Source organism: Methanopyrus sp., assembly GCF_053997775.1.
In genome coordinates, this window is sequence record NZ_JBMXXF010000002.1 from 1 (window position 1) to 25802 (window position 25802).

The window sequence follows — 25802 nt, forward strand, 5'->3', positions numbered from 1 at the left end:
CCTCCCCGAACTCCAACTCCCGCGCCCGCTTAGTCACCTCCTCCGGTAACTCCACATCGAAACCTTTAAGAGACTCCCCACTATCCCCGACCACGGCCGCGACCCCCGCACGGCCTCCTCCCTACCACGGCCGGACCGAGACCGGGTCCCGGGGCTTACACGCTCACTCCGACCACCACCCACCCCACCCTACTTATTTGCGTTACGATCCCACCCAACCACCATTGTAACCAGACACCCACCAACCCTACCCACCGCGCCGAAGTTTCCACCGTTCGAGCTCCCAGAGCACGTCCCGCACCCATTCACCGTCCCGGGTACGATGCAGGAGGAGCTTCCGGAGCACCCGATCCGCGAACCAGGCCGGCCAGGGTCCGAGCACGGACCGGGTGAACCCCGGCGCCTTCTCCAACAACCTCTTGAGCCTGGTCGAGCCCGAGGGCCGCAGCTCGAACGCTAGGGAAAGCACCCGAGCCACCCGCTTGTGACTCACCTCACCGCCCGACGCTTCCTCGACCAGCCGCTCCAGGGCGGCTCGAAGGTGCCGAACCGCGAGTCGGGCCAGCCGCAGCACGAACCCCTCAGACTGCTCCTCGAGCCAGCGGACGAAGCCCACGCTCTCATTTTCCTTGCCCAAGTAGAAGACTCGGGGTAGGTCGAACCCCTTACTCCGCACCCGCTTCAGGTAGGCCACGTAATACGGCCCGTACGTCCTTCCACCAATCCTACGGTACGTTTCCTTCAGCTCGGGCTTGACCTCGCGGCGGTAAACCTCCCGGAGCACGCGTAGGACGCGGATGCGTTCCACGGGATCCTGAGGGACGGGCACGTTCTCCCAGGTCACGGCCCCGGCCCCCTTACGGGCCCGCCCACACCATTGTAATCACCCAGGAGCTTAAAAACGTTCTGACTCGGCGGGCTCGGCGGCAGGGAGGTTGGGGGAATCGAGCCTCGAGCCTCCCGGCTACGTGGTCCTGGGACTCCTGGTACCGTACCGGTACTCCGCCTGCACGGTCACGATCATCCTGGCCTTCTCCCATTGTAATCAGTAGGAGTAGGGGCCGGAGGACGGGGGCGAGTTCACCCACTCGGTCACCCTGGGTCTCGGTCCTGCAGTCCTCGATCTCCCGCGATTACAATGAGAGGAGGCTATCCACGCTCGGAGCCGGGCGGTGATCCTGGAGTGAAGTAGGGGGGAGAGGGGCCGTGGTTTTCCGACCCTGAAGGCCGTTCTGGGTGCGTTGAAAGGAGGGGGCAGCGTTCGGACGGCTGGCCGCGCGGCGGTGCGGTGGGTGGGTTTTTGGCCGTGCGGTTCTACCCGGGTTCCACGATGACCTCCTTGTGGACGATGGCGTGTCCGAGGGTGCGGCTGATGATGCACCGGTCGGCGCCGCGCTCGGCGATCTTCTTGGCCTCCTCGGGGTCGGTGTCGTCGCGCAGCTTCACGCGGATTTTGATGCGGATGTCGGTGATGGCGCCGCGGTCGAAGTCGCGCTCTCCGATGGCCTCGCCCGTCACCTCGGCGTCGATGTTCTCCTCTCGGAGGGCGGCGTCGGCGTTCATCAGGACGCAGGCGAGGAGGCCCGAGAGGAACATGTGGACCGGGGTGACCTCGTCTCCCTTCGCGATCTTGCTGCTGGTGAGCCTCTTCCGCTCGCCCGCGAACTCGACCTCGCAGTGGCCCTTGTCCAGGACCTCGGCGGTGACCTTGGGTTCTTCGGTCATGGGCTCGGCCCTCTTCAGTGAGATTTGAAACGTTCAAATTTGTTTCGAGGGGGAGCGGGATGGAGGGGCTGCGGGCGTTCCTGGAGCTGTTGGCGTTGGTCGGGTTGGGGTGCGTGGCGCGTCGGGTGGGGGCGTTGGGGGAGGAGGCGCCGTCGCACCTGAACGCGTACGTGGTGTACCTGGCGATGCCGGCGTTGGTGTTCGCGACGGTCGCGCGGCTGCCGCCGGGGAAGGTGGTGCGCTACGCGCTGCTGGTCCTGGTGTCGGTGGGTGTGGCGTCGGTCTGCTGCCTGGTGGGGTACGGGGTGGGTCGGTGGGTGGGGTTGGGTCGTCGGGACGCGGTGGCGGTGGGGTTGGCGTCGGGGTTGGGGAACACGGGGTTCCTGGGGTATCCGGTCTGCCTGTCCGTGCTGGGGCGGGGTGGGTTGGAGGCGGCGGTGTTCTACGACTTTGGGACGACCCTGTCGGTGATCGGGGCGTACCTGCTCCTGGCGCGGGGTGGGTGTCCGTTGAGGATGAGCCTGCGGTTTCCGCCGGCGTTCGCGGCGTTGGCCGGGATCGTGTGGGCGTTGCTGCGGTTGCCGTTGCCGGGGGTCGCGCTGCACGCGTTGGAGACGCTGGGGGCGTCGGCGGTGCCGGTGATCATGGTGTCGTTGGGGGCGTCGTTGCGGTGGGAGGTGGCGGTGGGTCGGGCGCTGCCGGTGGTGTGGGGGGTGAAGTTGGGGCTGTCGCCGGTGTTGGGGTGGTTGGTCGGGCCGTCGGGGTGGGAGGGTCGGGTGGTCGTGCTCGAGGCGGCGATGCCGCCGGCGTTGATGAACCTGGTGTTGGCGGAGCTGTTGGGGCTGCGGCCGCACGTGGTGGCGACGCTGGTGTTTACGACGACGGTGGTCGCGTTGGTGACGGTGCCGGTGGTGGTGTGGTGGTTGGGGGGTTCGCGTTGAGGGTGCCGACGGTGTGCTACGGTCGGGTGGAGGGGTGCGCGGTGAGTCGGTGGGGCTCGTACGAGGAGTACCTGGCGGACGTGATGCGTCGGTTGAGCGAGGAGCGGCCGTCGCGGTTGGAGTTCGAGCTGGGGGAGTGCGCGCGGTCGTGGCGGCACGTGCTGACGGCGTTCGACGTGCTCCTGCGGGCGTACGAGCGGAGGTTGCCGTTGGGGGAGGTGCGGGTGGGTGGTGAGGACGTGAGCGGGCTGCTGCGTCCGTTGTACGAGCAGGTGTTCAGCAACTACGACGTGGAGCGGGCGCGGGTGGGGGTGCCGGAGGGTCATCGGCACGTGAGGACGGAGCTGGTGATGCGGGACGGGCGGCGGCTGGTCTTTCAGGAGGCGACGGTCTCGAACGTCCTGCGGGCGTTCGTGACGGTGAAGACGCGGCCGGACGTGCGGTGCGTGCGGTTGAGGCGGAGGCGGTTCGACGTGCCGGGGTACGCGGAGTGGCAGCTGATCGAGGAGGACTAGCCGGGCCAGCGGTCGGTGAAGTCCTCGGCGAGGGCGAGGATCGCGCCGATGGTGGGGCGGCCGAGGGCCTCGTTCAGGGCGTTGACGTCCACGACGTGCAGGTTCTCGAACCCTTCCAGCCCGTACTCGCGGTCCAGGCGCTCGGCGAGCGCGCCGCCGGGGTGGGCGCCGGCGGGTCGGGTGACGGTCTCGACGTGGGCGCCCAGCTCGCGGAGGAGCTCGCCGGCCAGGGCGCACCCTTCGGCGAGGCGGGTGGCGTCCGTCGCGGTCACCGGTTTCCGTCGCTCGGCGACGCTGCCCGTGAGCTCGTCGCGGATCTTGACCATGAGGGCGTACCGGTCGGGGTGCCGCGAGGTGCGGTGTGGGGAGAGCATGTACTCGTCCTCGTGGACGATCACGGGCATCTGGAGCCCGGGTGGGGTCCTCAGGTTGGAGACGACGTGGACGTAGAGGTCGGCGAACAGGGGTGCGTCGGTCTCGATGCCGCTGCGCCGGAGGAGGTCCGGGGTTCCGGGGCACCCGGCGCTGAGCACGACCGCGTCGTCCTCGTCCAGTCGGAGTCGTCGTCGCTCGAGGATGAGCTCGGTTACGCGGCCGGAGGCGGTGCGGAGTTCGAGGCAGTGGTCCTCGATCACCTCGACGTCGTCGGGGAGCTCGCGCGTCGGGTCCCACTTGGCGCGGTGGGGGCACTCCAGGCAGCGGCCGCAGCCGGTGCAGCGGTTGAAGTCGATGGCTTTGGGCGCGCGTTCGGCCTTGAGGCCGAGGTCCCTCGCCGCGCGCTCGAGCCTGAGGTCGTGGTCGGTGAGGACGTCGTCCGGGGGGCGTTCGATGGGCGTCGATAGGTCGGTGATCGCGCGCTGGAAGCGGCGTTCCAGGCGTTTGGGGCCCCAGAAGCCGAGGTTGCCCATGGAGTAGCGGGCGGATCCGCCGGGCCCCAGCCCGTAATATACGAGGCACTCGTCGAAGCGTTCGCGGACGAGCCTGGGTCCGCGTCCGGTGATGAGGGTGACGCGGTGGCCCGATTCGGTGAGTCGTCTCGCGATCCAGCAGCCCGCGGGCCCGGCCCCGACGATGTAAACTCGGGTCAAGTAGTAGTCACCCTGGTTAACGGTCGTTGGGGGCGCGGTGGGTGAGGAAGGTCAACGTGGCGATCGCGGGTCACGTGGATCACGGTAAGTCGTCCCTGTTGAAGTGCATCACCGGGGAGTTCCCGGACTCGGAGGGGTTCGAGCTGGATCGCGGGATCACGGCCGTGATGAAGGTGATCCCGGCGGAGTGGAGGGGCGTGGAGATCCGGTTCATCGACACGCCGGGTCACTCGGACTTTCGGGAGGAGGTGGGGAAGGCGCTGCTGCTGGCGGACGGGCTGGTCCTGGTCGTGGCGGCGGACGAGGGGGTGCAGGCGCGGACGGAGGTGATCATCGAGGAGGCGAAGGAGCTGGGGTTGCCGGTCGTCCTGGCCGTTAACAAGATGGATAAGGAGGGGGCGGACTTCGAGCGGGTGGTGCGGGAGGTCAGGGAGCGGGGGCTCGAGCCGGAGGCGGCGGTGCCCACGTCGGCGAAGACGGGGGAGGGGATCGAGGAGCTGCTGGACGCGATCGTCGAGCACATCGAGCCGTGCGGGTACGGGGATCCGGACGACGAGACGGAGTTCCTGGTGGTGGACGTGCGGCGGATGAAGGGCGTGGGGGCGGCCGCGCTGGGCGTGGTGCGGGCGGGCACGCTGGAGCCGGGCACGACGCTGAGGGTGCGGGACGAGGAGTTCCGGGTGAAGGCGGTGTTCTCGCCCGAGCGGGAGCGGGTCGAGTCGGCGGGGCCGGGGGACATCGTGCTGGCGGCCCTGGATCGGGCGCCGGAGACGGGCTACCTGTTGACGGAGAGCGGCGGTTACCGGGTGGATAACCCGGAGGACGTGCGGCCGTGCGTCCGCTTCGTGGTGGACGTGGACGACACCCAGCGGGCGGTGGAGGTGCTGCGGGACCTCTCCCGCCGGAACATGGGGTTGGAGTACGAGGTGCGGGACGACGGGACGCTGGTCGTGTCGTGCCTGGGGGACGTGCACTTCGATCGGGTGCGGTCGGAGCTGGAGGAGGCGGGCGTGCGGGTGGAGGTGCGGTCGCGGGAGTTTGAGGGCGTGAAGACGGTGGGCCGGCGGGCGCGGGGTCGGTACGGTCCGGTGGAGGTGGAGGTCCTGCCGCGGGCGACGGAGGGGGTGCGGGTGTTTCGGCGGGGGAAGGATCGGGCGACGACGGACGAGATCACGACGGCGCACCTGGTGGCGGACGAGCTGGGGCTCGACGGGCTGGTGGTGAACATCCTCAGCGAGGGCGAGGCGGAGCCGGAGGCGTTGGCGGAGGCGCTGGCGGCGGCGGTGGAGGAGGCGGGGATCTTCGAGCTGTACCCGCTGGAGAACGTGCTGATCGAGGTGGGGAACGTGGGCAAGGCCGCCTCGCTGGTCTACAAGCACGAGGGTCACGTGATCGAGTCGGACGAGCGGAGCCTGAAGGCGGTGGTGCCGGCCCCGCGGCTCAACGACCTGGTGGACGAGCTCATGCGGGAGACGTCGGGTCGGGCCCGGGTCCGGCTGCTCTCGTCCTCGGGCGTGGAGGGGCCGATCCTGTCGATCGATCCCGGGGAGGTGAACTTCGGGCTCGCGTACATCCCGCGGCGCGGCCCGTGCGACGTGACCTCGGTCAAGCTGATGGGCCCGTCGGAGGAGGACAAGGTCCGGGAGCTGCGGAAGACGCTGGAGATGTTCCTGGCGGGGCGGGAGGAGCCCTCGCTGGTGTACGTGGGCAACGGGCCGGGCCACGAGGTCGCGGTCAGGGCCGTGCGCGGGGTGCTGGAGGACGCCGAGGTGATCCTCGTGGACGAGCGAGAGACGACGAAGGAGGCGCTCTACCGGCTCTCCTCGGGCAAGCTGGAGAACGTGGAGTCCCGGGACCTCCGGGATCACGGCGTGGCCGCGCTCGCGATCGCCCGGCGCGGGCAGCTGGGTCGCCGGGTCCGGAAGCGCGTGGACCGCGATCGGATCCGACGCCGCGTCACCACGGCGTTCGGCGGCGGTTCCAGCCGGTTCGGGGACTACTCGCGGCTGCCGATCAGCGACCCGGAGGAGCTCAAGGAGGGCACGATGCTGCAGATCAAGGACCCGAGCCGGATCAGCACGGGCCTCTCCAGGGGTGACGTGGTCATCTTCCAGGGCTGGCGGGAGGACGGGGGGATGATCGCGTCCACGCTGACGGGGAACCGGGTGATCATCAAGCCCAAGGACGGGAAGTCGCTGAGGAATCCCAAGAGGTTCTTCGAGGTGTTCCGACCGGTCAAGCCCAGGGACGGATCCGGATGATCCTGGGTGAGAGGCTGCTCCGGCGGCTGTTCCCCGGGCTCGATGAGGAACAGTACCAGCCCGCGGGGATCGACCTGCGGCTGCGGCGCGCGTACCGGCTGCGTGGCGAGGCGGGTCTGTTCCGCGGGGACGAGAAACGGCTGCCGGGGTACCGGGAGGTGGAGCCGGAGGACGAGGTGTACCGGCTGGAGCCGGGCGAGCCCTACGTGCTCGAGCTGTCCCCGAGGCTCGAGATCCCGGAGGACACCGTGGCCCTGTTCTTTCCGCGCTCCACCCTCATCCGGTCCGGCGTCGCCGTGCACACCGCGGTGGGGGACCCGGGGTTCCGCGGGCGGATCCGCGTGCTCGCGGTGAACCATCACCGGGAGCCGTACCGACTGACCCGGGGCGAGCGGGTGGTTCAGGCCGTCTTCATCCGGGCCGAGGGGGCCGGCACCTACTCCGGGGACTACGGCGAGGGGTGAGGGAGGGTGCCCGTCGGGGTGGTCGTCGTCCGCCCGGGATACCTGGAGCGGGGCGCGGACGGGAGCGTGCTCCGGGCCGACTCGGCCTCGGTCCTCCTGATTACGGACGAGGTGAACCTGCTCGTGGACGTGGGGTGCGAGCGGCCGGGGCGGCTGATCCGGCGACTGAAGCCGTACGGGGTCGACGCGGTGGTGTTCACCCACGGTCACCACGATCACGTGGGCAACGCCGAGGAGGTCCGGAGGGCCTTCGAGCCGGACTTCTACGCCCACCCGAAGGAGGCCGAGTCGATCCCGGTGGAGGTGGACGACGTCGACCGGCTCGACCCGCCCGAGGGCGTCGAGATCGTGGAGACCCCGGGCCACACGCCGGGTCACGTGTCGGTGGCGGTGGAGGATCACCTGATCGTGGCCGGGGACGCGTGCCCGACGCCCGACAACGCGGTGGAGCGGGTGCCGCCCGCCGTCGCGTGGGACCGGGAGCGGGCGAGGGAGTCGCTGGAGCGGGTGCTCTCCTACCCGACGGTGATCCCCGGGCACGGGGTCCACGTGCGCCGCTAGCGGAGCGGCATCAGCGCCGGGTGCCGGCCGGGCCGGTGCCGCTCGCACCATCGCCCGACCCGTAGGGCCCGAACCATGTCGCGATCGAGCTCCGCGGCGGGCTCTCCCTCTCCCAGCCCCTTGAGCTCCTCCGCGAGCACGTCGGCCAGGACCTCGACGTCCTCGCGGGTCAGACCCCGGACGTACAGCGCGTGCCCCCGGCACCCGCACCTCCGGGCGTAGGCCTCCGCCACCGGGATCACGATCCTCCTGCCGAGCAGTCGGGACAGGTCCCCCTCCAACCGTCGAGCGAGCCGCTCGAGGTCGTCCAACGGGCACCTCCCCCGGGGGGCGTTGGACTCGCGGGCGACCGTCACCCGAGTGAGCCTGTACGTGAACTCCTTCGTGATCTCGGTGGCGTCGGCCCTGGTGCTCCCGAACGTCCCCGCCTACGTGTACCGGGTGGGCGGCAGCGAGCTCGTCGCCGGGCTCGTGCTCTCATTGTTCTCGGTGACCATGGCGGCGGTCTCCGTTCCGGTCTCTCGGAGGTTGGAGGGCACTCCGGCCGGGATCCCCATCGCGCTGGGGTGCCTGGGGTACGGGGCGTCGTTGGCCCCGTTCCTGCTCGCCCCCTCGATCGACACCCTGGGGATCGCGCGCGCCCTTCAGGGCGCGTGCTCGGCGTTCTCCTTCACGTCGAGCGTGGCGGCCGCCGTGCAGATGGGGCGTCGGGTGGTGTCGATCAACAACCTCGCCTCGAACCTGGGGTTCATCGTCGGGTACGCGGTCTCCTCCTCCCTGAGTCACCCGTTCCGGTGGTGCCTGGTCCTGAGCGCGTGCTCCGCGGTGTTCGGCCTGCCGCTGCTGTCCGTGCGGCTTCGACCCCAGGAGGAGGTCACGCGGGAGCACGGGTACCGGAGCTCCTTCCCCGCCGCGCTGCTCCTGACCTTCGCCTCCACGCTGCCCAACTCCGCCGTCACCCTGATCGCTCCCCGGGTGGAGCCCCATTACGGGCCCGTGATCGCCGCGATGACGGCCGCCAGCGGGCTGGCGCAGCTGCTGGGGCCCTCGCTCGGGGAGGACCTGTCGGCGGCGCTGGCGGGGCTGCTGGCGGGGGTCGCGGGGCTGCTGGGCTACTCGCTCGCGAGCGTGCTGCTGGCGGGGATGGCCTGCGGGCTGATGTACTACGCGGCCAACATATACAGCGGAGGCGGCCGGGGGGTGCGGGCGATCTCGCTGGCCATCGGCGTCGGGTACGCGGTTAACCAGCCCCTCATCGGCGCGATCACGGCCGGCGGCTGGGACGGATGGTCGCTCTCGTCCGCGGTCTCCGGCGCCCTGAGCCTGGCCGCGCTGGTGGGGACGTTCGGGGTTGGAGGAGCGGTTCGATCGCATCGAAACGGGCGCGATCGTGGGCGTGGTGGGTAACGTCGGTCTGGCGGCCGCCAAGGTGGCGATCGGCGTCCTGTCGAACAGCTGGGCGCTCGTGGCGGACGGGATGCACTCGGCCAGCGACGTCGTCGCCTCCGCGCTGGTCTACCTGGGGGCCCGGATCGCGCGAAGGCCGCCCGACGAGCGGCACATGTACGGTCACTACAAGGCGGAGGTGCTCGCGGGGCTCGTCGTCTCCGTCCTCGTGGCGTGCACCGGCGCGTCCATCGGGTGGGAGTCCGTCGAGCGGCTTCGGCACCCGACCCCGGTGGTCTCGACGCTGCCCCTGCTCGTCGCGCTCGCCTCCGCCGCGGTCAAGGAGGCGATGTACCGGTACACGATCCGCCTGGCCGAGCGCGCGCAGAGCTCCTCGCTGCGGGCGGACGCACACCATCACCGCAGCGACGCGCTCTCCTCGCTCGCCGCGGCCGCCGGGATCCTCGGGGCCCTGGCGGGGTACCCGTGGGCCGACCCGGTCGCCGCGCTCCTCGTCGCCGGGCTGATCGTGAAGATGGGAGTGGAGGTCGGCTGGGAGTGCGTGCACGAGCTCATGGACGTCGCCCCGCCGCCCGAGCTGCTCCACCGGATCCACCGGGCGCTGGAGCGGGAGCTACCCGAGCGCGAGGCCGAGCCCGTCATCGTCCGCGGGCGGAAGATGGGCCCCGTCTACCAGATCGACGTGGTCGTCGCCGCGGACCCGGACCTGAGGCTCCGAGAGCTGTGGAGGCTGAGGGAGCGGGTGATCCGGTGCGTGCGCTCCGAGCTCCCCTCCGCCGTCCTCGTGACCGTCGAGTTCCACCCGCGGGGGTAGGGCCCCGTGATGGGCGTGGTGATCGCGGGCGTCCGGAGCGGGTGCGGGAAGACCTCGCTCACCATCGGGCTGCTCCGGGCGCTGCGGGAGGAGGGGTACCGGGTCCGGCCCTTCAAGGTGGGGCCGGACTACATCGACCCCACCTACCTGGAGGTGGCCGCCGGGGCGGAGAGCTACAACCTGGACGTGTGGATGATGGGCGAGGGGGGCGTGGTGGACACCTTCCGGCGCGCCACCCGGGGGTTCACGGGGGCGGTGGTTGAGGGGGTCATGGGGATGTTCGACGGGCACGGTGAGGGAACGGTGGAGGGGAGCACGGCGCACGTGGCCCGGCTGATCGGCGCCCCGGTCGTGCTCGTGGTGGACTGTCGCAGCTACGCCACCACCGTGGCGGCCGAGGTGCGCGGGTTCCTGGACCTGGCCCGGGAGGTGGGGGTGGAGCTCGCCGGGGTGATCCTCAACCGGGTGGGGAGTGAGCGTCACGAGCGGCTGCTGCGCCGCGCCCTGGAGCGATACTGTCCCGGGGTGCGGGTCCTCGGGGTGGTGCCCCGGCTGCGGGACGCCGTGATCCCGGACCGGCACCTGGGGCTGATCCCCGCGGACGAGCGGCGCGAGTTCGCCGAGCGGGTGGCGGAGTACTGGGGCGAGGTCGCGTCCGAGTACCTCGACCTGGACGCGATCGCCGGGCTGGAGGCGGGGGAGCCCGACGCCGAGCCGGTCCCGCCCCCGAGCCCTCCCCGGGAAGGGGTGCGGGTGGCCGTCGTGTCCGGCAGGGTCTTCACCTTTTATTACCGGGAGAACCTGAGGTACCTGGATCGGGCGGGTGAGGTGGTGCACGTGGATCCGGAGGGGGACCGGCTGCCGGACGTGGACGCGGTCTACGTGCCGGGTGGGTACCCGGAGGTGTACGCGGAGCGGCTCGACCGGCGGCTGATGGAGGACCTGCGAGGATTCCACGAGGAGGGTGGGCCGATCCTGGGTGAGTGCGGCGGGCTGATGTACCTGTGCTCGGAGCTGGTGGATGCGGACGGCCGGGAGTACGAAATGGTGGGCGTGTTCGACGCGGTCGCTCGGATGCGGGATCGGCTCGTCGCGCTGGGGTACGTGAAGGGTAGGATCACGGGTAATCACCCGTTCGGGCGCCCCGGCCGGGTCGTTCGGGGACACGAGTTTCACTACTCGGAGGTGGAGGTCCGGGAGGACGCCGAGTTCGCGTACCGGCTGGAGCGGGGTCGCGGGATCGAGGAGGGCCGGGACGGGTTGGTGAAGGGGAACACCGTGGCCTCGTACACGCACCTGCACGTGCGCTCGGACGGGGGCGTGCTCGAGGGTTTGATCCGGTTGGCCTCCTCCCGAGACGGTGGGAACCCGGGGTGAGCGGCTTGGAGGCGATCGTGCGCATCCTGGTGGACAACCGGGTGGGCATGGTCCGGGAGCCGTACCTGGCCCGGCACGGCCTGGCGGTGGTGGTGGAGGTACCCTCGGAGGACTTCGCGGTGCTCTTCGACACGGGCCCGTCGACGGACGTCCTCAGGCACAACCTGGAGGTGGCCGGGATGGACCCCGAGTTCGACGCCATCGTGATCTCGCACGAGCACTGGGATCACACGGGAGGCCTGGAGGCGGTGAGTGGGGACCGGATGATCGAGCCGGGCGGGGGCGAGGTGGACCTGCTCGACGGTGTCATCGTGGCGACGGAAACGTTCGAGGGCACGTACGACGGCGAGGTGATGCCGGAGCGGTCGCTGGTCGTGGGTGACCTGGCCCTGGTCGGGTGCTGTCACTTCGAGCTGGTGGAGCTGTTGGAGGGGTACGAGCCGCGCCGCGTGCTGGGCGGGCTGCACCTGATGGATCAGCCGCGGGAGCGGCTGGACCGGGTGGTAGAGACGCTGCGTGAGCACGGGGTCCGCCGGGTGTACGCCTGCCACTGCACCGGGATCCGGGAGTCGGCCTACCTGGCGGATCGCGTGGGCGGGGAGCCGGGCTACGTGCCCCTGGCGGTGAGGGTGGAGCTGTAGGGGGTCCCGCAAGGGGCGCCTCCTCATCCGGCCCGTCGGTCCCCGCCTCGCCCGGTCATCCCGCCTCGGGCACCGCCGTTCCGGTCATCGAGTCCCCAGTGGGGGCGTTTCCTCATCGGCGTAAGCGTGAGGGGATCAGCCGCCGCGGTACGCCTGTCCCGATCATCGGGGGAGTCCCGTCACGAGCGGCAGGCCTCATCATCGTGACCCTACTCGACCTCCACCCGGGCGATGAAGAACCCGTCCGTGCGGTGCAGGTGGGGCCAGGTGCGCCGGGCCTCCGGCATGCGGATGCCGGGGGAGGCCCAGTCGAGGGGTGGTTTACGCAGCCTCGCGTGCTGGTATCGGCGCAGGAGCCGCTCGATCAGGCGCTCGTTCTCGGTCAGGGTGATCGAGCACGTGGAGTAGACGATCCGGCCCCCGGGCTTGACGAGCCGCATCGCGGTCTTGAGCAGGTCCCACTGCAGGTGGGCCCACTTGGTCGGCTGCCCGGTCGTCTCGAGGTCCCAGCGCTTCTCCGGCTTGGAGTACACGGACCCGGTGCCCGTGCACGGCGGGTCCACGAGGACGAGGTCCGCGAAGTGCTCGCCGAACTGGTCGGGCGCGTCCCGGGCGTCCATCCGGTAGGCCTCCACGACGTCGTCCACGTGGAACTGCCGGACGCGCTTCCGCAGCGTCCTGAACCGCTTGGGGTGCATGTCGATGGCGATGATCTCGCCCTCTCCCTCCATGAGCTGGGCGAGGTGCGTGGTCTTCCCGCCCGGGGCCGCGCACAGGTCGACCACGGTCATCCCGGGCTCCGGTTCGGCCGCGTGGGCCACGGCCGCGGAGGCCTTGGTCTGGGGGAAGACCACGCCCCGCTCGAACTCCGGGGTCCGAATGATCGGGGTGTCGGCGGAGACGATCCGGAGGACGTCGGGGAGGTCCTCGTCCCGCTCCGCCTCGATCCCGCGCCGTTCGAGCCGCTCGATGGCCTCGTCCGGGTCCGCGACGAGGGTGTTCACGCGGACGTAGCGCTCCGGGGTGCCGTTGCAGGCCTCGAGGAAGCGGCGCAGCTCGGCCAGGTTGTGGAAGGCGGGTCGGACGAGCTCGACGTACCACTTGGGGAAGTTGTGTTCGGCGGCGAGGCGGGCGATGGGGTCGCTGATCCGTCGGATCACCCGGTCCGGGTCCACGTCCTCGACCTGGCGGAGGACGGCGTTGGCGAAGTCGGCGTCGCGGCGGCCGAGCCGGTCCTTGACGATGTCGACCACGACCTTGGTCACGGGGCCGGGGTGCTCGCCGCGCCAGTGGATCTCCCAGGTGCCGACGCGGAGGGCGTTGCGGAGGACGGGGTGGAGCTCCTCAACGGTGGTGCCTCGGAGCACCTCGTTGAGCACCAGGTCCACGTTGCCCAGCACGCGGAGGAGGTCGTGGGCCAGGGCCTGGATGAACCGACGCCGGGGCCCCGTGATCCCCTGGAGCACGTTGCGGAGGGCGGCCTTCAGGGAGTGACGGTGCCGTTCCATGTCGAGGAGCACGTCGATGAGCCGCTCGATGACGAAGCGGATGGGGAGGGAGGCCCCCCTACTCCGGTGGGATCTCCATCAGTCGCTTCCTGGCCTTCTCGGGCCCGAGTCGCTTCACCGTGCGGCTGTACGCGTAGTAGAAGATGAACGGTCCGGGCACCATCAGCGCGATCCACCAGTAGAAGCTCTTCGGGTCGCTGATCGCGATCTCGCCCAGGAACAGCAGGCTCAGCACCGTGCCGATGGCTCCCAGCCAGGGGATGGCGCGCTTGGTCTTGTCCCCGAGCGGCGCCTTCTCGTAGATCTCCGGCCGGACGAACCTCCAGACGACGCCGGTCATGCAGATGAACGTGTACGTGAACAGCAGGGCCACCGTGGTGATGTCGACCGCCTTCAGGAACTCCCCGACCGTCCAGACGAGGACGACGGAGGCGATCATCAGCACCGTGAGCGCCCAGTGCGGCGTGCCGAAGCGCCGGTGGACCTTGGCGAGGAACTTCGGGAACATGCCGTCGTACGCCCAGGCGAACGTCATTCGGCTCGTCGACAGGAACATCGGTGGGAGGTCGCTCAGCAGGGCGATGGCGGCCACGAACGCGACGTAGCCGGCGAGCGCCGAGCCCCAGGAGGGGGACAGCGTCTTCAGGACCGGCGCGATGGCCTCGGGCACCGTGAAGTTCGAGCCGGCCTGCTTGGCCAGCACGGCCTTGGCGTAGATGTACTCCCACGGGACCGCGTGGTACACGGCGGCCGAGTACAGGAAGTAATACACCGTGATGACGCCCAGCGCGATCAGCATCCCGCGGAACACGGTCTTCTCCGGGTTCTTGACCTCACCAGCCGCCTGCGTGCCCGTCTCGAAGCCCACGTAGGCGAACACCAGCGTGGCCGCGGCCGAGAAGATCGCGCTCAGCGAGCCCACGTCCTTCGGCAGCCCGCCCGCCTGCTTGATCAGCGACTGGAGCGCCGCGCTGCCCCCGATGGCCTTCAGCGTGAGCTCCGGGGAACCCGCGAACCCGGCGGCGACGACGATCGCGAAGCCCGTTAAGAGGATGAAGAACATCGTGTCGACCACGGCCTCGTAAATGCGGACGCCGAGGACGTTCACGAGCCACGTGAAGATGATGATCAGCGTGGCGACCGAGAGCGTGTGCGAATTTAGCCACTCCGCCGCGCCCGGCGCGCCCCAGAACTTGCACATGGCCGCGAGCAGGGACACGTCACCGATGGCGATCGCCACGAACGCGCCGATCTCACCCACGAAGCGGCTCCACGAGCTGAAGTAGGCCAGGAACGGGTCGAACAGCCGGCTCACGTAGGTGTAGTGACCTCCCGCCCTCGGCACCGCCGCGCTCAGCGCGCCCGCCACGATGCCGGCCACCAGGCTCGGGACGGCGCCGATCAGGAACGCCAGCGGCACGTAGGGCCCGACGCCGGGAGCCTTCGCCTGGATCATGCACGTCAGTACGTTGATACCGCCGCCGATCACCGTACAGCAGATCGTGGAAACGAAACCCAGCATCGTCAGCTCCCGTCGGAGCCCGACCCGCTCACGCTCGACGTCCTCCGGCAATCCGAACGCCCTGGGGCTGGGCTTAAATCCTCGGTTTTTATTGAATTCGGTTTAGGGGTTCACCGATCCTCTTTCTCACCCTTAAGCAGGCCCCGGGACTTCAGCAGCCGGTACGCCTTGCGGACGGCCCGTCGGATCTTGTCCCGGTGACCCAGGCCGCCCAGCGCCTTGGCGGCCTTTCGGATGCTGCCGCACTCCACCAGCAGCTCCAGCAGCTCCCGCTCCCTCGGGGAGAGTGGAACGTCCTCCTCCAGCGCCCGCTTCGCGATCTCGACCGGGTCGTGACCGTCGTAGGGGAGGTGCTCGGACAGGATCGGCTCGTCGAACTTCTCCACCCACTCGAACTCGATGATCGTAACCAGGTCGTCGTCCCGGAGATTCGGGTAGTGCTCTCGCAGCGCCTTGATCAGCTCCTCCCGGTTCTCGAACCCGTCCAGCCTCGCGTCCCGGTCGGTCAGCTCGCGGACCCGCTTCGTGCGCACGTTCGTGATCCGGACCTTGCCGTACACGTAACCGCCGCAGTGCAGGTACACGACCTTGCCCGGGCGCGCGCCCCGCACCCGGCCCACGCGGATGGTGGCGCGCTTCTCGCCCCGGAGCAGCTTGTCCCTGTACTCCCCGCTGAGCTCCAGGTGCTTGGAGATCCCGTAGGTCATGTGTGGTGGGGCCCCGGGGAATCAGCGGGGTGGCGGGCCCTCGAAGTCCTCCGGGTCGTACTCGAACTCCTCGTCCTCCTCCAGCCGGCCCAGCTTCTTCAGCAGCTCGCGCGCCAGCAGCCAGTAGACCAGCGCCAGCGCCTTGCGTCCCTTGTTGTTCGTGGGGATCGCGAGGTCCACGTTGCCCGTGAAGTTGTCCGTGTCGCACAGCGCGACGATCGGGATGCCCACGCTCTGCGCCTCCACCAGCGCCTGGAAGTCGGCGCGCGGGTCCGTGAGCACGATGATCTCCGGCTCCACGTACCCGTCGTACTCCGGGTTCGTCAGCGTCCCCGGCACGAATCGGCCGGGGATGGCCATCGCGCCCGTCGCCTCTGCGAACTTGGTGATCGGCCGCTGGCCGTAGTACCGGCGGGACACGACGAGGATCTCGTCCGTGTTGTACATGGAGAGGAAGTTGGCCGCGATCCGGATCCGCTCGTCGGTCTTCCTCACGTCGATCACGTGCAGCCCGTCCGGTCTGGTCCGGTAAATGAACGGTTCCATGTCCTTCGTCTTCTGCTGCGTGCCGATGTGCACGCCGGCCGCGAGGTAGTCGTTCAGCGGCACGAGGAGCTCGTCGTCCTCCGCCAAGGGTTCTCACCCCCAGACCCCGACTCGGTCGCGCTCCGCGGTGCGTTAATCCCTTACCTCGATCGCGCCCTCCGGGCAGGCCTGCTCGCACACGCCGCAGCCCGTGCAGTCGTCGGCGTTCACGACCACCGGCTTGTCGTCCTCCTCGTCCAGCACGTCCATCGGGCAGGCCTCGATGCACTCGCCGCACTCGGACACGCCTCGGCACGCGTCGTAGTCGATGACCGGCTCCGGCACGCTCGGCTCCCCCTACCTCTCCCTTATCACCACGACTGGAATGACCCCCTCCTCGAACTCCCTTTTAGCAATTTCCAGCGGGCTCTCGTCCCCCCGAACCTCGACCATCACCGGGGAACCCATCGCGATCTGCAGGGCCCTCGCGCCCAGGATCCGGGTCACCTCGAACCGGGTCAGCTCCTCGCGCACGCGGGCCGCCCCCACGACTCGTGAACCTCAGTGCACGGATTGTGAACCCGTTCTCCCTCCGGGAACGCGATACGGTCAACTAAGGATTCCGCCTGGGGGTCCGGCGAAGGGGACCCAGGTCGACTTGAACCGGATGGAGGTGGACCCGGAGGGGCTGCTTCGGGACCTCGTGGCCACGCCCAGCGTGACGGGGCGCGAGGAGGAGGTCCGGCGGCTGATCGTGGAGGTGCTGGAGGAGCACGGGGTCCCGTACGAGGTGGACGGGATGGGCAACGTGCTGGCCGGGGACCTGAGCGGGGTGGTGCTCAACGCGCACATGGACACCGTGCCCGCCGGCGACGGGTGGCGGGTGACCGACCCGTACGAGCCCCGCACGGTGGGCGGGCGGCTGTACGGTCGCGGGGCCGCGGACTGCAAGGGCGGCCTGGCCGCGGCCGTGTCGGCGGTGGTGGAGGCGCGCTACGAGGGGCTGCCGCTCGGCCTGCTGGCCACCGTGGGGGAGGAGTCGCCCAGCGAGGAGGACAACGGCACGCTGTACGCGTGCCGGCGGGGGCTGGACGCGCTCGGTGGGATCGTGTGCGAGCCCACGGACGGTGAGGTGCACGTGGGGGACCGGGGACGGATCACGCTGGAGGTCGTCATCCGGGGTAGGAGCGCGCACGCCTCCCAGCCGGAGAGGGGGAAGAACCCCATCGAGGCCGCGGCGAGGGTGGTGGAGGAGCTCTCCCGGTTGGAGCCGTCCCGGCGCCGGGTCCGGGGCGTGGGGCGCGTTGAGTCGTCGTTAAGCGTTACGCGCATCGAGGCGGACGGTCCCAGCAACGTGATCCCGGACGAGTGCCGCCTCACGGTCGATTACCGGTCCATCCCGGGCGACACGCCGGACTCGGTGCGGCGGCGCGTGGAGCGGGCCGCCCGCAGGGCCGCCCCCGGTTACGAGGTGGAGGTCCGGGTGAGGCACGCCTCCCGGGCGACGGCGGTGGACGCCGACTCCCGGGTCGTGAGGTGGGTGGTGCGCGCGGCCCGGAGGGAGGGGATGGAGGGGCGGATCGGGTTCAAGCTGGGTCACTGCGACATCGAGTACCTGGTGCACGAGGCGGGCGTGGACTCCGTGATCTTCGGGCCGAAGGGTGGAAACATCCACGGGCCGGACGAGTGGGTGGACGTGGAGAGCGTGCGGCGGTGCGCCCGGGTGTACCTGAGGGTGGGTAGGCGAGCGGCCCGGAACTAGCCGGGCGGGATCAGGTCGAGCACCAGCTCCCGGAACTCCTCGGGCATTTTCAGCGGATCCGCCGCCGGGTAGCCGAGCTCGGACTCCACCTCGCGGCAGAAGCGGCGCACCTCGGACTCGGACAGGTCCTTCCCGTTGACGCTGACGAACTGGATCCGGGCCCCGGTGAGCAGCGTGGCGACCTCCGCCGCGTCCTGGAGCCGGTCCTTGAGCTCCGGTCGCGTGGCGAGGATCATCTTGTCCGGATCGCTGCCGAGCAGGATCGTGAGCGACGCGAGCGCCCCGCCGCGCCCGGTGCCCACCTCCAGCGGGTCCGCGGTGACGCCAGTCTGGGAGCCCACCAGGATAACGTCCGGTTCGTACTCTTCGTCCAGCCGCTTCACCGCCCCGTACACCGTTCCGGCCGCGTGCCCCATGGGCAGGACCTGCGGGATCACCATCGCCTCGCACCCGACGAGCAGGCTGCTCGGCTCGGTCCCGACGCTCCGCACGTCGACGCCCTCCTCCTCCAGGACCTTCCGGGTCACGTTCAACGTGGTGAACTTGCCCGTGCGGCGCCCGGTGCCGACGACGGTGACCACCTCCGCGTCGATCCCTTCCTCCCGCGCCCGGATCCCGTACTCCAGGTACTCCAGGTACAGCTCGGGATCGCTGGCGTCGAAGTACTCCACCCCGCGCTTGTGGGCCTCCAGCCGCCAGTTCGGGTCCTGGGAGACCATGTGCAGCCGGCCCATGTTGTACACGTTGACGCCCTTCGTCACCGCCAGGTCGATGGCCTCCCGCCACCGCAGGTAGTGCTCGTCCTCGTCGAACACCTCCTTCGTCCAGATCAGCCACTCGGCCTCCTCCAGCAGCTCTCCCAGCTCCTCGAATGGGCGGATCTCCAGCTCCTCCACGTCCTCCCCGACGACCTCGGTGGTCTTCTTCCCCACCCGATGGTCCCGGTAGTCGCACGCTCCGACGACGTCCACGTCCGAGAACCGGAGGATCCCCGCCGCCACCTTGGTGAACGGAACCAGCACGGCCCGATCCACGCTCGGATGCTCCACCCCGACCAGCCCCACGCTACGCCTCCTTCAGGTTGATCACGGTCATCCTTCGACCGGGGTCCCGGCCTCCGTGGGTGGGGTCGTAGACTATAACCATTCCCACAGTGGGCTCGATTCCCACCTTCCGCTGGAAGTCCGTCTGCTCCTGGAAGGTGGCCGTGGAGATCACGTCGCAGCCCCGCCAGTGGTGCAGGGCCCTGATGTGCGTGTGCCCCACGGCGAACACGTGCGGCAGCCGGTTGATGACCAGGTAATCCTCCGGGAGCGGCGCGATGGGCACGGACTCCCCGTACATGGGCACCAGGTGCCGCGCCCGCAGGCAGGCCTCCGCCGCCGTCCGGACGCCGTTCGGATCGTGCTCCGCGTCCGGTCGGCTCAGGATGATGTCGTCCAGCGACTGCCCGTGGAACATCAGGACCTCCAGCTCCCCGTGCAGCCGCACCAGGGCCGGGTTCGAGGGCAGGTGCACCCCGTCCAGCTCGGTCAGCGGTTGCGCCGGGTCCGACGAGCGCAGGCTGGGCTGCGGTAACGCCTGCCGGATCGCGTCGTGGTTGCCCGGGATGATCACCACCTCCACCCAGTCGGGGAACTCCTCCAGGTACCGCGCGAACCGCTCGTACTGCCGGTCAATGTCGAGGATCTCCAGCTCCTCGCGCTGCCCCGGGTAGATCCCGATACCGTCCACGATATCGCCCGTGATCATCACGTACTTCACCTTACCTGCGACCGGATCGCTGGGATCGTTCAACCACTCAATGAACCTCTTGAACAGATCCTCCCGAAACCGCTTCGAGCCCACGTGCACGTCGCCGATGAACACCACCCGGATGTCGTCCTCGATCCGCGCCTTCCGGGTCTTCCTGGCACCCTCCCCCGGCAGTAGGATCTCCCCGTACCGATCCCCCACGAACGCCGTGGTCCCACGCTGCACCTTGACGAACGCCTTCACGCCGAGAACCACGCCCGGGGCCACCTCCCGCTTCACCTTCTCGAACGCCCGGGGCGCCTTGGATTTGGGGACCACGACGCGCACCTCACCCGTTCCGTCCTCCAGGATCAGCACCTGGGCCCGCTCCGACTCCCTCACGTTCGTCACCAGACCGGCGAAGCAGTACACGCCCGCCTCCTCCCGCGCCCTCGCCGCCAGCTCCCGCAGCGAGTCCACCCACTCGCCGTCGAACAGGCGGCGCACCTTGGGCTTCAGCTTCTCCAACCGGTCCCGAAAGTGCTGCACGAAACCCTCCACGTTACCCTCCGCGTCCACCCTCTGCGCCTCCTGAACAATCTCCACCTCCGCGTCCACCTCGGCCGCCGGGGGCGTCTCCGAGCGGCTCTCCACCACGACCTCGGTGGATCCCTCGGCCCCGCCTCCCTCCCCCTCACCCCGCTCCAGGACCTCGTAGACGCTCCCGTCGATCCCCTCAAGGAACTCCGGATCCAGCTCCCCGGAGACGAGCTCGCCGGTGAGCACGGGCAAATCTATTTCATCCGCCCGCTCCAGCGCCTCCGGCTCCTCCTCCGAGGAGACGAGCCGCTCCACCGCCTCCGGATCCAGCAGCACCCGATGCCGCTCCGCCACCTCACGCACGATCCTCAACCGCTCCTCCTCCACGGTCCTCACCCCACGGGGGACGGGCACCGTGGCCCGAGCGACCGCGATCGCGGCCAGGATCCTCGCGGCCGTGATCGTGTTCTCGGTGTCCTCCGTCTCCGGGTTCCTGTTCGCCATATCGCTGTCCGGCAAGTCGCCGGTGGACGTCCGGCTGATCTTCCGCGCGACCGCCGACCTGGCCCGGGGCGACTACGACGCGCTGGCCCACGACCTCACGATGGCCTACGTCCAGTTCATGACGAGCTTCAGCAGCGGCGTGAAGACCCTACTGGAGTACACCGGGTACAAGGCGAGCCAGTTCAAGGAGCGGGTGAAGCGGAAGGTGGAGTTCCGGTACCGGGTGAACATCGCCAACGCCCGCGACGTGTGCGACCGGCTGACCCGGCTCACGCACGTCGATGAGATCGCCGGGGGTCGCCTTAGAGCCTACGCCGACACCCGGCCGGAGCCCGGACGGCGGGCCCACGTGCTGATCAAGGCGGTGGGTTACGTGGAACGGGTGAAGACGAGGGGGGAAACGATCGTGATCTACTCCACCCCGTACTACATCGAGGCGGAGGCCTCCGGGGTGTTCGACCAGAGCGGCGACCTGATCGTCGACCCGAACTCGATACGGCTCAAGAAGGTGGAGCGTAAGTCATGAGGGTGCCCGAGGGGTCCCTGGCGGGGCTGAGGAGGACGGTGGCCCGCCTGTGCTTCGAGCTGCACCGACGGGGTCTCACCGCCGGGGGCTCGGGCAACGTCAGCGCGTGCCGGGAGGGCCGGGTGGCCGTCTCCCCCTCCGGGTTCCGGCTGGCGGACGTGAGGCCGCGCCACGTCACGGTGGTCGACGCCGGGTCCGGGGAGCGGCTGGTGGGGACGCGCGAGCCCACATCGGAGCTACCCATGCACCTGTCCGTGTACGAGAAGGTGGGTGATGGGGTGGTACTCCACTTTCACTCCCCGTGGGTCACGGAGGCGGCCCACGCGCTCCGGGAGGTCAGGGTGACGGAGGACCTGAGAAGGAGCGTGGGGTCGGTCGAGTGGATCGAGTACCACCCTCCAGGGAGCGAGGAGCTGGCCAGGGCGGTGGGACGGGTGGCCAAGAAGCCGATGGCGGCCGTGCTGGAGCGGCACGGGGGCCTGGTGGTGGGGGAGAACCCGATGGAGGCGCTCTCCCTCGCCGAGGCGTTGGAGGAGGCGGCGCGGCTGTCCGTCAGACTTCGTCCTTAACCTGCTCCAGCGTGGCGATCACCTGCAGCAGCACGGGCCGCACGTACTCCGGGGTGTTCTGGTCGTTGACCACCTCCTCCAGCGTGGAGATGGCCGTGCTGGCCCTCACCCCGGGCGACTGCCCCTCCTCCTTCAGCGCCTTGATCGCCTGCTTGGCCGCCCGGCGCACGTTCCTGGGCACCTGGTCATCCTGAACAATTCGCTCCTCAAGGAGCGTGCAGCACTGCTCGAACTTCTCCTCGTAGTCCGACAAGTCGCCACCCCCCTCCGGGGGTCGCCGCCCCAGGTAACCTTGAAAAAACTTTTTGGAAGTTACGGCCCCGGGGGCCCTCCGGCGTGAAATCGAAGATTAACCGGGAAGTCGTCGAGGTGCTGATGGACGTGTACGGGCTTACGGAACGGCAAGCTACGGTTTCCGTAATGCGATCCGAGGGGATGTCGTACCGGGAGATCGCGGAGGAACTTGGCATTACGGTTTCCGGGGTTAGGAACCACTTAGAGCAGGCTAGGATGAAGATGAAGGTCGACAACGACTTCGAGATAGCAAGGATCGTGGGAAGGCTTGAAGTTAGCTTGGGTCCGGCGCTGGTTATTGCCATAGTTCCGGTGGATAAGTCGGAGGATGTGATTAACCGATTGATTCAGGAAGGGGAAGGAGTAACTGAGATGACGGGCCGAGGTGGGTACACAGGGGAGGAGCAGTCCGTCCTATTTATCATCACGGAGGATGAGGATAAGGTTAGAGAGATCATCGAGGAGGAGGTGGGAGACCGGGTTCCCATGTTCATCATGCGAACGCCGTACGCCGCGCTCGCCCCGTAGGGGGAGAGCGGACCGGGATGAGCATCCGCCGGACCGACCTGAACCGGATGGCCGAGAAGCTGCTCGCCGGGTACAAGATGCTCGGCATCCACTGCCCGGACTGCAAGGCGCCGCTCTTCCAGCACCCCAAGACCAAGCGGGTCGTGTGCCCCGTCTGCGGGGCCAAGTTCGAGGTGGTTAAGGGTAAGCTCACGATGGTCGAGCGTGGCCGGCGGGAGGAGGCCGAGTCTGGGTCGGTCGAGGGTCCGGAGCCCGGGTCCGGGCCGGAGGAGGCCGAGGAGGCGTCGGAGGAGGAAGGGGAGACCGAGGAGGAGTCGGAAGAGGACGAGGATGAGGAGGCCGAGGAGGAAGGCGAGGACGAGGGGGAGGAAGGGGAGGAGGCCGTCGTCGAGGAGGGTGAGCCCCAGGCGCGACCGGTCGAGTCGGAGGAGGAGCTTCGGGAGGTCGTCCTGTCCGTGGTTCGAACGTGGCTGGATCGGGCCGTCAGTACCGAGGATCCGGAGGAGGCCCTGAGGGACCTGAAGGTTGCCGAGCGGGCGCTCAAGCTCCTCCGACTCCTGTAAGGTGGCCTTCGTAGGGGTGGTCAACCGGCAGTTCTGCGAGCTTTATCCGGGCGGACCCGCGTGCTCGGTGCAGTTCTACGACCCGGAGGATCAGCCCGGGAGGGTGGTCCCGTACGTTCGGGAGGGCCCCGGTCGCGTCCTGCCCCCGTTCCGGACGCCCCCCTCGGGCTGGCTGGAGGAGCGGCTGAGGGAGCTGGAGCCGGACTCGATCGTTCCCACGTCCGAGTTCGCCGTTGAACCCGCGCACCGGGTGGCCAGGCGGCTGGGGGCCGAGTTCCTGGGGAACCCGCCCGGGGTCGTGCGTCGGGCCGGCGATAAGTGGGAGCTCTATCGGCGGCTCTCGGACCTCGTTCCAATGCCCGAGACCTCCCGCGACCCGGGCGAGGTCCCGGGCCGGGTGATCGTGGAGAAGCCGGTGAGCGGGGCCGGAGGTGTGGGCGTCCGGCGGGTGGAGCGGGAGCGGGCCGAGCCCCGGCCCGGGGTGATCTTCCAGCGGCTGCTCAAGGGCCGTCACGTGAGCGCCCTGTTCCTGTCCGACGGCTCCGACGCGGTCCTCCTCTCCGTCAACGACCAGCTGGTGGATCTGGACGGTGACGGCTACGCCTACCGGGGGAACCTCGTGCCCTCCCCGTTTCACCTCGTCCCGAGGGTGCGCCGGCAGCTCGAGCGGGTCTGCCGGGTGGTCACCGAGGAGCTGGGCCTGGTGGGGCTGAACGGGGTGGACGGGGTCCTGGAGGGCGACACGTTCTACCTCGTGGAGGTGAACCCCCGTCCCACGGCCGCCACCGAGTGCCTCGCCCGGGTCGCCGACGTCAACCCGATGACCGTCCACGCCTCCGCCTGCCGGGGCGAGCTGCGCCTGAAGCGGGTGCGGGTGCGGGGATGGGCCTGCAAGCGGGTCGTTTACGCCCCCGGGACCGTCCGCGCGGGCCGTCTCTCCCGGGCCCGGGATCGGGTCCGACCGGGCACGATCGTGCCGGGAGGTGAGCCCGTTTGCACGGTGGTCGCCTGCTCCTCGACGCCCTCCGCCGCCTTGCGGCTGACCGAGCGGGAGGAGCGGTGGGTGCTCCGGAGGCTCGAGCCTGTGTCGTCGACGCCACCCACGGAGGGGTGGTACTGAGCGACTTCCTGCACGAGCTGGGCCTGGACGTCGTGCTCGTCGACGTGTACGGCACGCTCCGGGAACCGCGGGGGTACCCGGTGGTCCGGCGCGCCTTCGGGTCGTACGATCTCGTCGCCGTGCCCGTGCACTGCGGCGTCGACTACGGGCCCGTGCGCGGCCCGAGGGTCACTCACCACGCGCTGTCCGGGGCCCTGGCGGGCGGGCTCAAGGAGGGCCCGCTGTTCGAGGTGACCGGGGTGCGGGGGAAGACCACGACCGCCACGTACCTGGCCCGGATCCTGGAGGAGGCGGGCCACGATCCGGCCGTGTCGACGACGGACGAGTCGCCCGTGGGTCGGCCGTCGGTCACGCCCGCCCGGGTGCTGGAGGTGGTGAGGGACTGCCGCCCGCCCTACGTCTGCGAGGTCTCGCTGGGGGTCACCCCGGCGGCGGACTGGGCGGTGTTCACCGGGGCGCCGTACGACTACCGGATCGCGGGGGGTCGGAGGTCGGCCGTCCGGGCGAAGGTTCGCACGATCCGAGAGGCGGTGGAGGTGGGATCCAGGGTCGTTGTTGAGTCCCGGGAGGCGGTGAGGGTCGGCCTGGGCGGGCCCGGGGTGATTCGGGTGGAGGTGGGTCCCGGGCGCGCTCGGGCCCCCGACCTGTCCCTGGGGTGGGAACCGTTCGGGATCGACTTTCACGACCGTTGCTTCGGGCTGGCGGCGGTGGTCGCCGTGCTCTCCGGGTTGGCGGATCGGGAGGACGTGTCGGCGGCCCGGGGGCGCGGGTTCGTGCGTGGTCGATTGGAGCCTCGGGACGGTGGGCTCGTGGACGTTCATCCGGCGGTGAATGAGGAGACGGTGGAGTACGCGCTGAGGGTGGCCTCGGACCGGTGGGATCGGTTCGGGGTGGTGATCGGTGGGGATTCGGGCGGGTACTGCGAGGGGGTGGACGCGGGTCGGGTCGCTCGGGTGCTGGAGCGGTGGGTGCGGTCGGGTCGGGTGGTGGGGGTGGAGTTCGTGGGGGAGCTCGGTCGTCGGGTGAGGGAGCGGCTGCGCGTTAAGGTGGGTGAGGTGCCGGAGGGGGTGCCGGTGGTGCGGGTGGTCCGCAAAGGTGATTAAGCCGGTCGGGCGGGCGCGTGGCCGGGGATGTGCGTGCCGGACGTGCAGCGGGAGTTCGTGATGATTAAGCCCGACGGGGTAGTCCGCGGGCTGGTCGGTGAGGTTATCAGGAGGCTGGAGCGGAAGGGTCTGAAGATCGTGGCGATGCGGATGATGCGGCTCGATCGGGAGACGGCGGAGGAGCTCTACGCGGAGCACCGGGACAAGCCGTTCTTCGACGACCTGGTGGAGTACGTCACGTCCGGTCCCGTGGTGGCGATGATCGTGGAGGGCCGGGAGGCGGTGAAGGTGGTGAGGAACCTGATCGGGGCCACCGATCCCGTGGAGGCCGACCCGGGCACGATCCGGGGGGACTTCGCGCTGGACATCGGTCGGAACGTGGTGCACGCGGCGGACTCTCCGGAGTCCGCGGAGCGGGAGATCAAGGTCGTGTTCGGGGAGGAGCCCCCGATCGTGGAGTACGAGCGGTGCGACGAGGACTGGCTGTACGAGGAGCGGTAGCC

At 69.6% G+C, this 25802-nt stretch carries 30 protein-coding genes; 17 read left to right on the plus strand and 13 right to left on the minus strand.

From position 1 onward, the window contains the following. Positions 1-247 precede the first annotated feature (247 nt). Both ACXJJV_RS00150 and ACXJJV_RS00155 read right to left on the minus strand, forming a co-directional pair. Positions 248-844: a DUF1678 family protein gene (locus ACXJJV_RS00150; protein WP_456466127.1), complete on the minus strand. Its 597-nt coding sequence runs from the start codon at positions 842-844 to the stop codon at positions 248-250. A 470-nt stretch (positions 845-1314) separates the two neighbouring features. Continuing rightward, a complete protein-coding gene (locus ACXJJV_RS00155; RefSeq protein ID WP_456466129.1) occupies positions 1315-1725 on the minus strand; it encodes an OsmC family protein in 411 nt (136 codons plus the stop codon). A gap of 59 nt (positions 1726-1784) precedes the next feature. On the opposite strand from ACXJJV_RS00155, the gene ACXJJV_RS00160 reads away from it, so the two are divergent. Then, positions 1785-2666 carry an AEC family transporter gene (locus ACXJJV_RS00160; RefSeq protein ID WP_456466131.1) on the plus strand — a complete coding sequence of 294 codons (882 nt, stop codon included), beginning with the start codon at positions 1785-1787 and terminating at the stop codon, positions 2664-2666. Next, complete coding sequence (locus ACXJJV_RS00165; protein WP_456466133.1) at positions 2663-3181, plus strand: hypothetical protein; 519 nt, start codon at positions 2663-2665, stop codon at positions 3179-3181. The genes ACXJJV_RS00160 and ACXJJV_RS00165 overlap by 4 nt, the downstream gene beginning before the upstream one ends. Here the strand turns inward: ACXJJV_RS00165 and ACXJJV_RS00170 are convergent. After that, positions 3178-4269 (minus strand): GMC family oxidoreductase, encoded by a 1092-nt coding sequence (locus tag ACXJJV_RS00170; RefSeq protein ID WP_456466135.1) that lies wholly within the window; start codon positions 4267-4269, stop codon positions 3178-3180. The two genes, ACXJJV_RS00165 and ACXJJV_RS00170, sit on opposite strands and share 4 nt — an antisense overlap. Before the next feature lie 41 nt (positions 4270-4310). Here ACXJJV_RS00170 and ACXJJV_RS00175 point away from each other — a divergent pair, with 41 nt between their 5' ends. From ACXJJV_RS00175 to ACXJJV_RS00185, 3 genes are read left to right on the plus strand one after another with little or no spacing between them, the layout of a single operon-like run. Next, positions 4311-6530, plus strand: coding sequence for a GTP-binding protein (locus ACXJJV_RS00175; RefSeq protein WP_456466137.1), 2220 nt, complete (start codon positions 4311-4313; stop codon positions 6528-6530). After that, a complete protein-coding gene (locus ACXJJV_RS00180) occupies positions 6527-6994 on the plus strand; it encodes a 2'-deoxycytidine 5'-triphosphate deaminase domain-containing protein (RefSeq protein ID WP_456466139.1) in 468 nt (155 codons plus the stop codon). Before ACXJJV_RS00175 ends, ACXJJV_RS00180 begins: the two co-directional genes overlap by 4 nt. 6 nt (positions 6995-7000) lie before the next feature. Then, positions 7001-7555 (plus strand): MBL fold metallo-hydrolase, encoded by a 555-nt coding sequence (locus ACXJJV_RS00185; protein ID WP_456466141.1) that lies wholly within the window; start codon positions 7001-7003, stop codon positions 7553-7555. Here ACXJJV_RS00185 and ACXJJV_RS00190 read toward each other — a convergent pair. After that, positions 7552-7866, minus strand: coding sequence for a DUF5402 family protein (locus ACXJJV_RS00190; protein ID WP_456466143.1), 315 nt, complete (start codon positions 7864-7866; stop codon positions 7552-7554). The genes ACXJJV_RS00185 and ACXJJV_RS00190 overlap by 4 nt on opposite strands. Before the next feature lie 22 nt (positions 7867-7888). Between ACXJJV_RS00190 and ACXJJV_RS00195 the strand changes: the two genes are divergently transcribed. The 4 genes from ACXJJV_RS00195 to ACXJJV_RS00210 are packed head-to-tail and all read left to right on the plus strand — an operon-like array spanning position 7889 to position 11794. After that, the gene (locus ACXJJV_RS00195) at positions 7889-8962 is read left to right on the plus strand and encodes an MFS transporter (protein WP_456466145.1); all 1074 of its coding nucleotides are present in this window, start codon (positions 7889-7891) and stop codon (positions 8960-8962) included. Further along, the gene (locus tag ACXJJV_RS00200; protein ID WP_456466147.1) at positions 8907-9776 is read left to right on the plus strand and encodes a cation diffusion facilitator family transporter; all 870 of its coding nucleotides are present in this window, start codon (positions 8907-8909) and stop codon (positions 9774-9776) included. Before ACXJJV_RS00195 ends, ACXJJV_RS00200 begins: the two co-directional genes overlap by 56 nt. A gap of 9 nt (positions 9777-9785) precedes the next feature. Further along, positions 9786-11153 carry a cobyrinic acid a,c-diamide synthase CobB gene (locus ACXJJV_RS00205; protein WP_456466149.1) on the plus strand — a complete coding sequence of 456 codons (1368 nt, stop codon included), beginning with the start codon at positions 9786-9788 and terminating at the stop codon, positions 11151-11153. 5 nt (positions 11154-11158) lie between these two features. Next, positions 11159-11794: an MBL fold metallo-hydrolase gene (locus ACXJJV_RS00210; protein WP_456466151.1), complete on the plus strand. Its 636-nt coding sequence runs from the start codon at positions 11159-11161 to the stop codon at positions 11792-11794. Positions 11795-12003: 209 nt separating this feature from the next. Here ACXJJV_RS00210 and ACXJJV_RS00215 read toward each other — a convergent pair whose 3' ends face one another. From ACXJJV_RS00215 to ACXJJV_RS00240, 6 genes are read right to left on the minus strand one after another with little or no spacing between them, the layout of a single operon-like run. Then, the gene (locus ACXJJV_RS00215; RefSeq protein ID WP_456466153.1) at positions 12004-13314 is read right to left on the minus strand and encodes an RsmB/NOP family class I SAM-dependent RNA methyltransferase; all 1311 of its coding nucleotides are present in this window, start codon (positions 13312-13314) and stop codon (positions 12004-12006) included. A gap of 46 nt (positions 13315-13360) precedes the next feature. Next, positions 13361-14875, minus strand: coding sequence for an APC family permease (locus ACXJJV_RS00220; protein WP_456466155.1), 1515 nt, complete (start codon positions 14873-14875; stop codon positions 13361-13363). A 59-nt stretch (positions 14876-14934) separates the two neighbouring features. Beyond that, the gene (locus ACXJJV_RS00225) at positions 14935-15531 is read right to left on the minus strand and encodes an ASCH domain-containing protein (protein WP_456466157.1); all 597 of its coding nucleotides are present in this window, start codon (positions 15529-15531) and stop codon (positions 14935-14937) included. 21 nt (positions 15532-15552) lie between these two features. Continuing rightward, complete coding sequence (rpsB, locus tag ACXJJV_RS00230) at positions 15553-16164, minus strand: 30S ribosomal protein S2 (protein ID WP_456466159.1); 612 nt, start codon at positions 16162-16164, stop codon at positions 15553-15555. A gap of 45 nt (positions 16165-16209) precedes the next feature. Next, the gene (locus ACXJJV_RS00235) at positions 16210-16401 is read right to left on the minus strand and encodes an ATP-binding protein (protein ID WP_456466161.1); all 192 of its coding nucleotides are present in this window, start codon (positions 16399-16401) and stop codon (positions 16210-16212) included. A 12-nt stretch (positions 16402-16413) separates the two neighbouring features. After that, positions 16414-16590 (minus strand): DNA-directed RNA polymerase subunit K, encoded by a 177-nt coding sequence (locus ACXJJV_RS00240; protein WP_456466163.1) that lies wholly within the window; start codon positions 16588-16590, stop codon positions 16414-16416. A gap of 133 nt (positions 16591-16723) precedes the next feature. On the opposite strand from ACXJJV_RS00240, the gene ACXJJV_RS00245 reads away from it, so the two are divergent. Further along, positions 16724-17818, plus strand: coding sequence for a M20 family metallopeptidase (locus ACXJJV_RS00245; RefSeq protein WP_456466238.1), 1095 nt, complete (start codon positions 16724-16726; stop codon positions 17816-17818). Here ACXJJV_RS00245 and ACXJJV_RS00250 read toward each other — a convergent pair. Beyond that, entirely contained in the window at positions 17815-18882 is a 1068-nt protein-coding gene (locus tag ACXJJV_RS00250; protein WP_456466164.1) for a DUF1611 domain-containing protein, read from the minus strand. The two genes, ACXJJV_RS00245 and ACXJJV_RS00250, sit on opposite strands and share 4 nt — an antisense overlap. Position 18883: 1 nt before the next feature. Next, positions 18884-20479 carry a DNA-directed DNA polymerase II small subunit gene (locus ACXJJV_RS00255; RefSeq protein ID WP_456466165.1) on the minus strand — a complete coding sequence of 532 codons (1596 nt, stop codon included), beginning with the start codon at positions 20477-20479 and terminating at the stop codon, positions 18884-18886. 28 nt (positions 20480-20507) lie between these two features. On the opposite strand from ACXJJV_RS00255, the gene ACXJJV_RS00260 reads away from it, so the two are divergent. Further along, the gene (locus ACXJJV_RS00260) at positions 20508-21122 is read left to right on the plus strand and encodes a hypothetical protein (protein WP_456466166.1); all 615 of its coding nucleotides are present in this window, start codon (positions 20508-20510) and stop codon (positions 21120-21122) included. Next, a complete protein-coding gene (locus ACXJJV_RS00265) occupies positions 21119-21691 on the plus strand; it encodes a class II aldolase/adducin family protein (protein ID WP_456466167.1) in 573 nt (190 codons plus the stop codon). The genes ACXJJV_RS00260 and ACXJJV_RS00265 overlap by 4 nt, the downstream gene beginning before the upstream one ends. On the opposite strand, the gene ACXJJV_RS00270 is transcribed toward ACXJJV_RS00265, so the two are convergent. Continuing rightward, positions 21675-21944, minus strand: a complete 270-nt coding sequence (locus ACXJJV_RS00270; RefSeq protein ID WP_456466168.1) for a stationary phase-response protein — start codon at positions 21942-21944, stop codon at positions 21675-21677. The genes ACXJJV_RS00265 and ACXJJV_RS00270 overlap by 17 nt on opposite strands. Before the next feature lie 83 nt (positions 21945-22027). On the opposite strand from ACXJJV_RS00270, the gene ACXJJV_RS00275 reads away from it, so the two are divergent. The 5 genes from ACXJJV_RS00275 to ndk are packed head-to-tail and all read left to right on the plus strand — an operon-like array spanning position 22028 to position 25800. Continuing rightward, positions 22028-22513, plus strand: a complete 486-nt coding sequence (locus ACXJJV_RS00275; protein WP_456466169.1) for a helix-turn-helix transcriptional regulator — start codon at positions 22028-22030, stop codon at positions 22511-22513. A 17-nt stretch (positions 22514-22530) separates the two neighbouring features. Next, entirely contained in the window at positions 22531-23076 is a 546-nt protein-coding gene (locus ACXJJV_RS00280; RefSeq protein WP_456466170.1) for an autoantigen p27 domain-containing protein, read from the plus strand. Continuing rightward, positions 23039-24196 (plus strand): ATP-grasp domain-containing protein, encoded by a 1158-nt coding sequence (locus ACXJJV_RS00285; RefSeq protein WP_456466171.1) that lies wholly within the window; start codon positions 23039-23041, stop codon positions 24194-24196. Before ACXJJV_RS00280 ends, ACXJJV_RS00285 begins: the two co-directional genes overlap by 38 nt. Then, positions 24136-25299, plus strand: a complete 1164-nt coding sequence (locus tag ACXJJV_RS00290) for a hypothetical protein (protein ID WP_456466172.1) — start codon at positions 24136-24138, stop codon at positions 25297-25299. Before ACXJJV_RS00285 ends, ACXJJV_RS00290 begins: the two co-directional genes overlap by 61 nt. 42 nt (positions 25300-25341) lie before the next feature. Next, on the plus strand, positions 25342-25800 hold the full coding sequence (gene ndk / locus ACXJJV_RS00295; protein ID WP_456466239.1) for a nucleoside-diphosphate kinase: 459 nt from the start codon (positions 25342-25344) through the stop codon (positions 25798-25800). The last annotated feature ends 2 nt before the right edge of the window (positions 25801-25802 follow it).

Excerpts from the sequence above, each read along its gene's own strand:
- ACXJJV_RS00155 (WP_456466129.1), bottom strand. The coding sequence starts at position 1,725 with ATGACCGAAGAACCCAAGGTCACCGCCGAGGTCCTGGACAAGGGCCAC.
- ACXJJV_RS00160 (WP_456466131.1), top strand. The coding sequence starts at position 1,785 with ATGGAGGGGCTGCGGGCGTTCCTGGAGCTGTTGGCGTTGGTCGGGTTG.
- ACXJJV_RS00180 (WP_456466139.1), top strand. The coding sequence starts at position 6,527 with ATGATCCTGGGTGAGAGGCTGCTCCGGCGGCTGTTCCCCGGGCTCGAT.
- ACXJJV_RS00205 (WP_456466149.1), top strand. The coding sequence starts at position 9,786 with ATGGGCGTGGTGATCGCGGGCGTCCGGAGCGGGTGCGGGAAGACCTCG.
- ACXJJV_RS00225 (WP_456466157.1), bottom strand. The coding sequence starts at position 15,531 with ATGACCTACGGGATCTCCAAGCACCTGGAGCTCAGCGGGGAGTACAGG.
- ACXJJV_RS00245 (WP_456466238.1), top strand. The coding sequence starts at position 16,724 with ATGGAGGTGGACCCGGAGGGGCTGCTTCGGGACCTCGTGGCCACGCCC.
- ACXJJV_RS00265 (WP_456466167.1), top strand. The coding sequence starts at position 21,119 with ATGAGGGTGCCCGAGGGGTCCCTGGCGGGGCTGAGGAGGACGGTGGCC.
- ACXJJV_RS00280 (WP_456466170.1), top strand. The coding sequence starts at position 22,531 with ATGAGCATCCGCCGGACCGACCTGAACCGGATGGCCGAGAAGCTGCTC.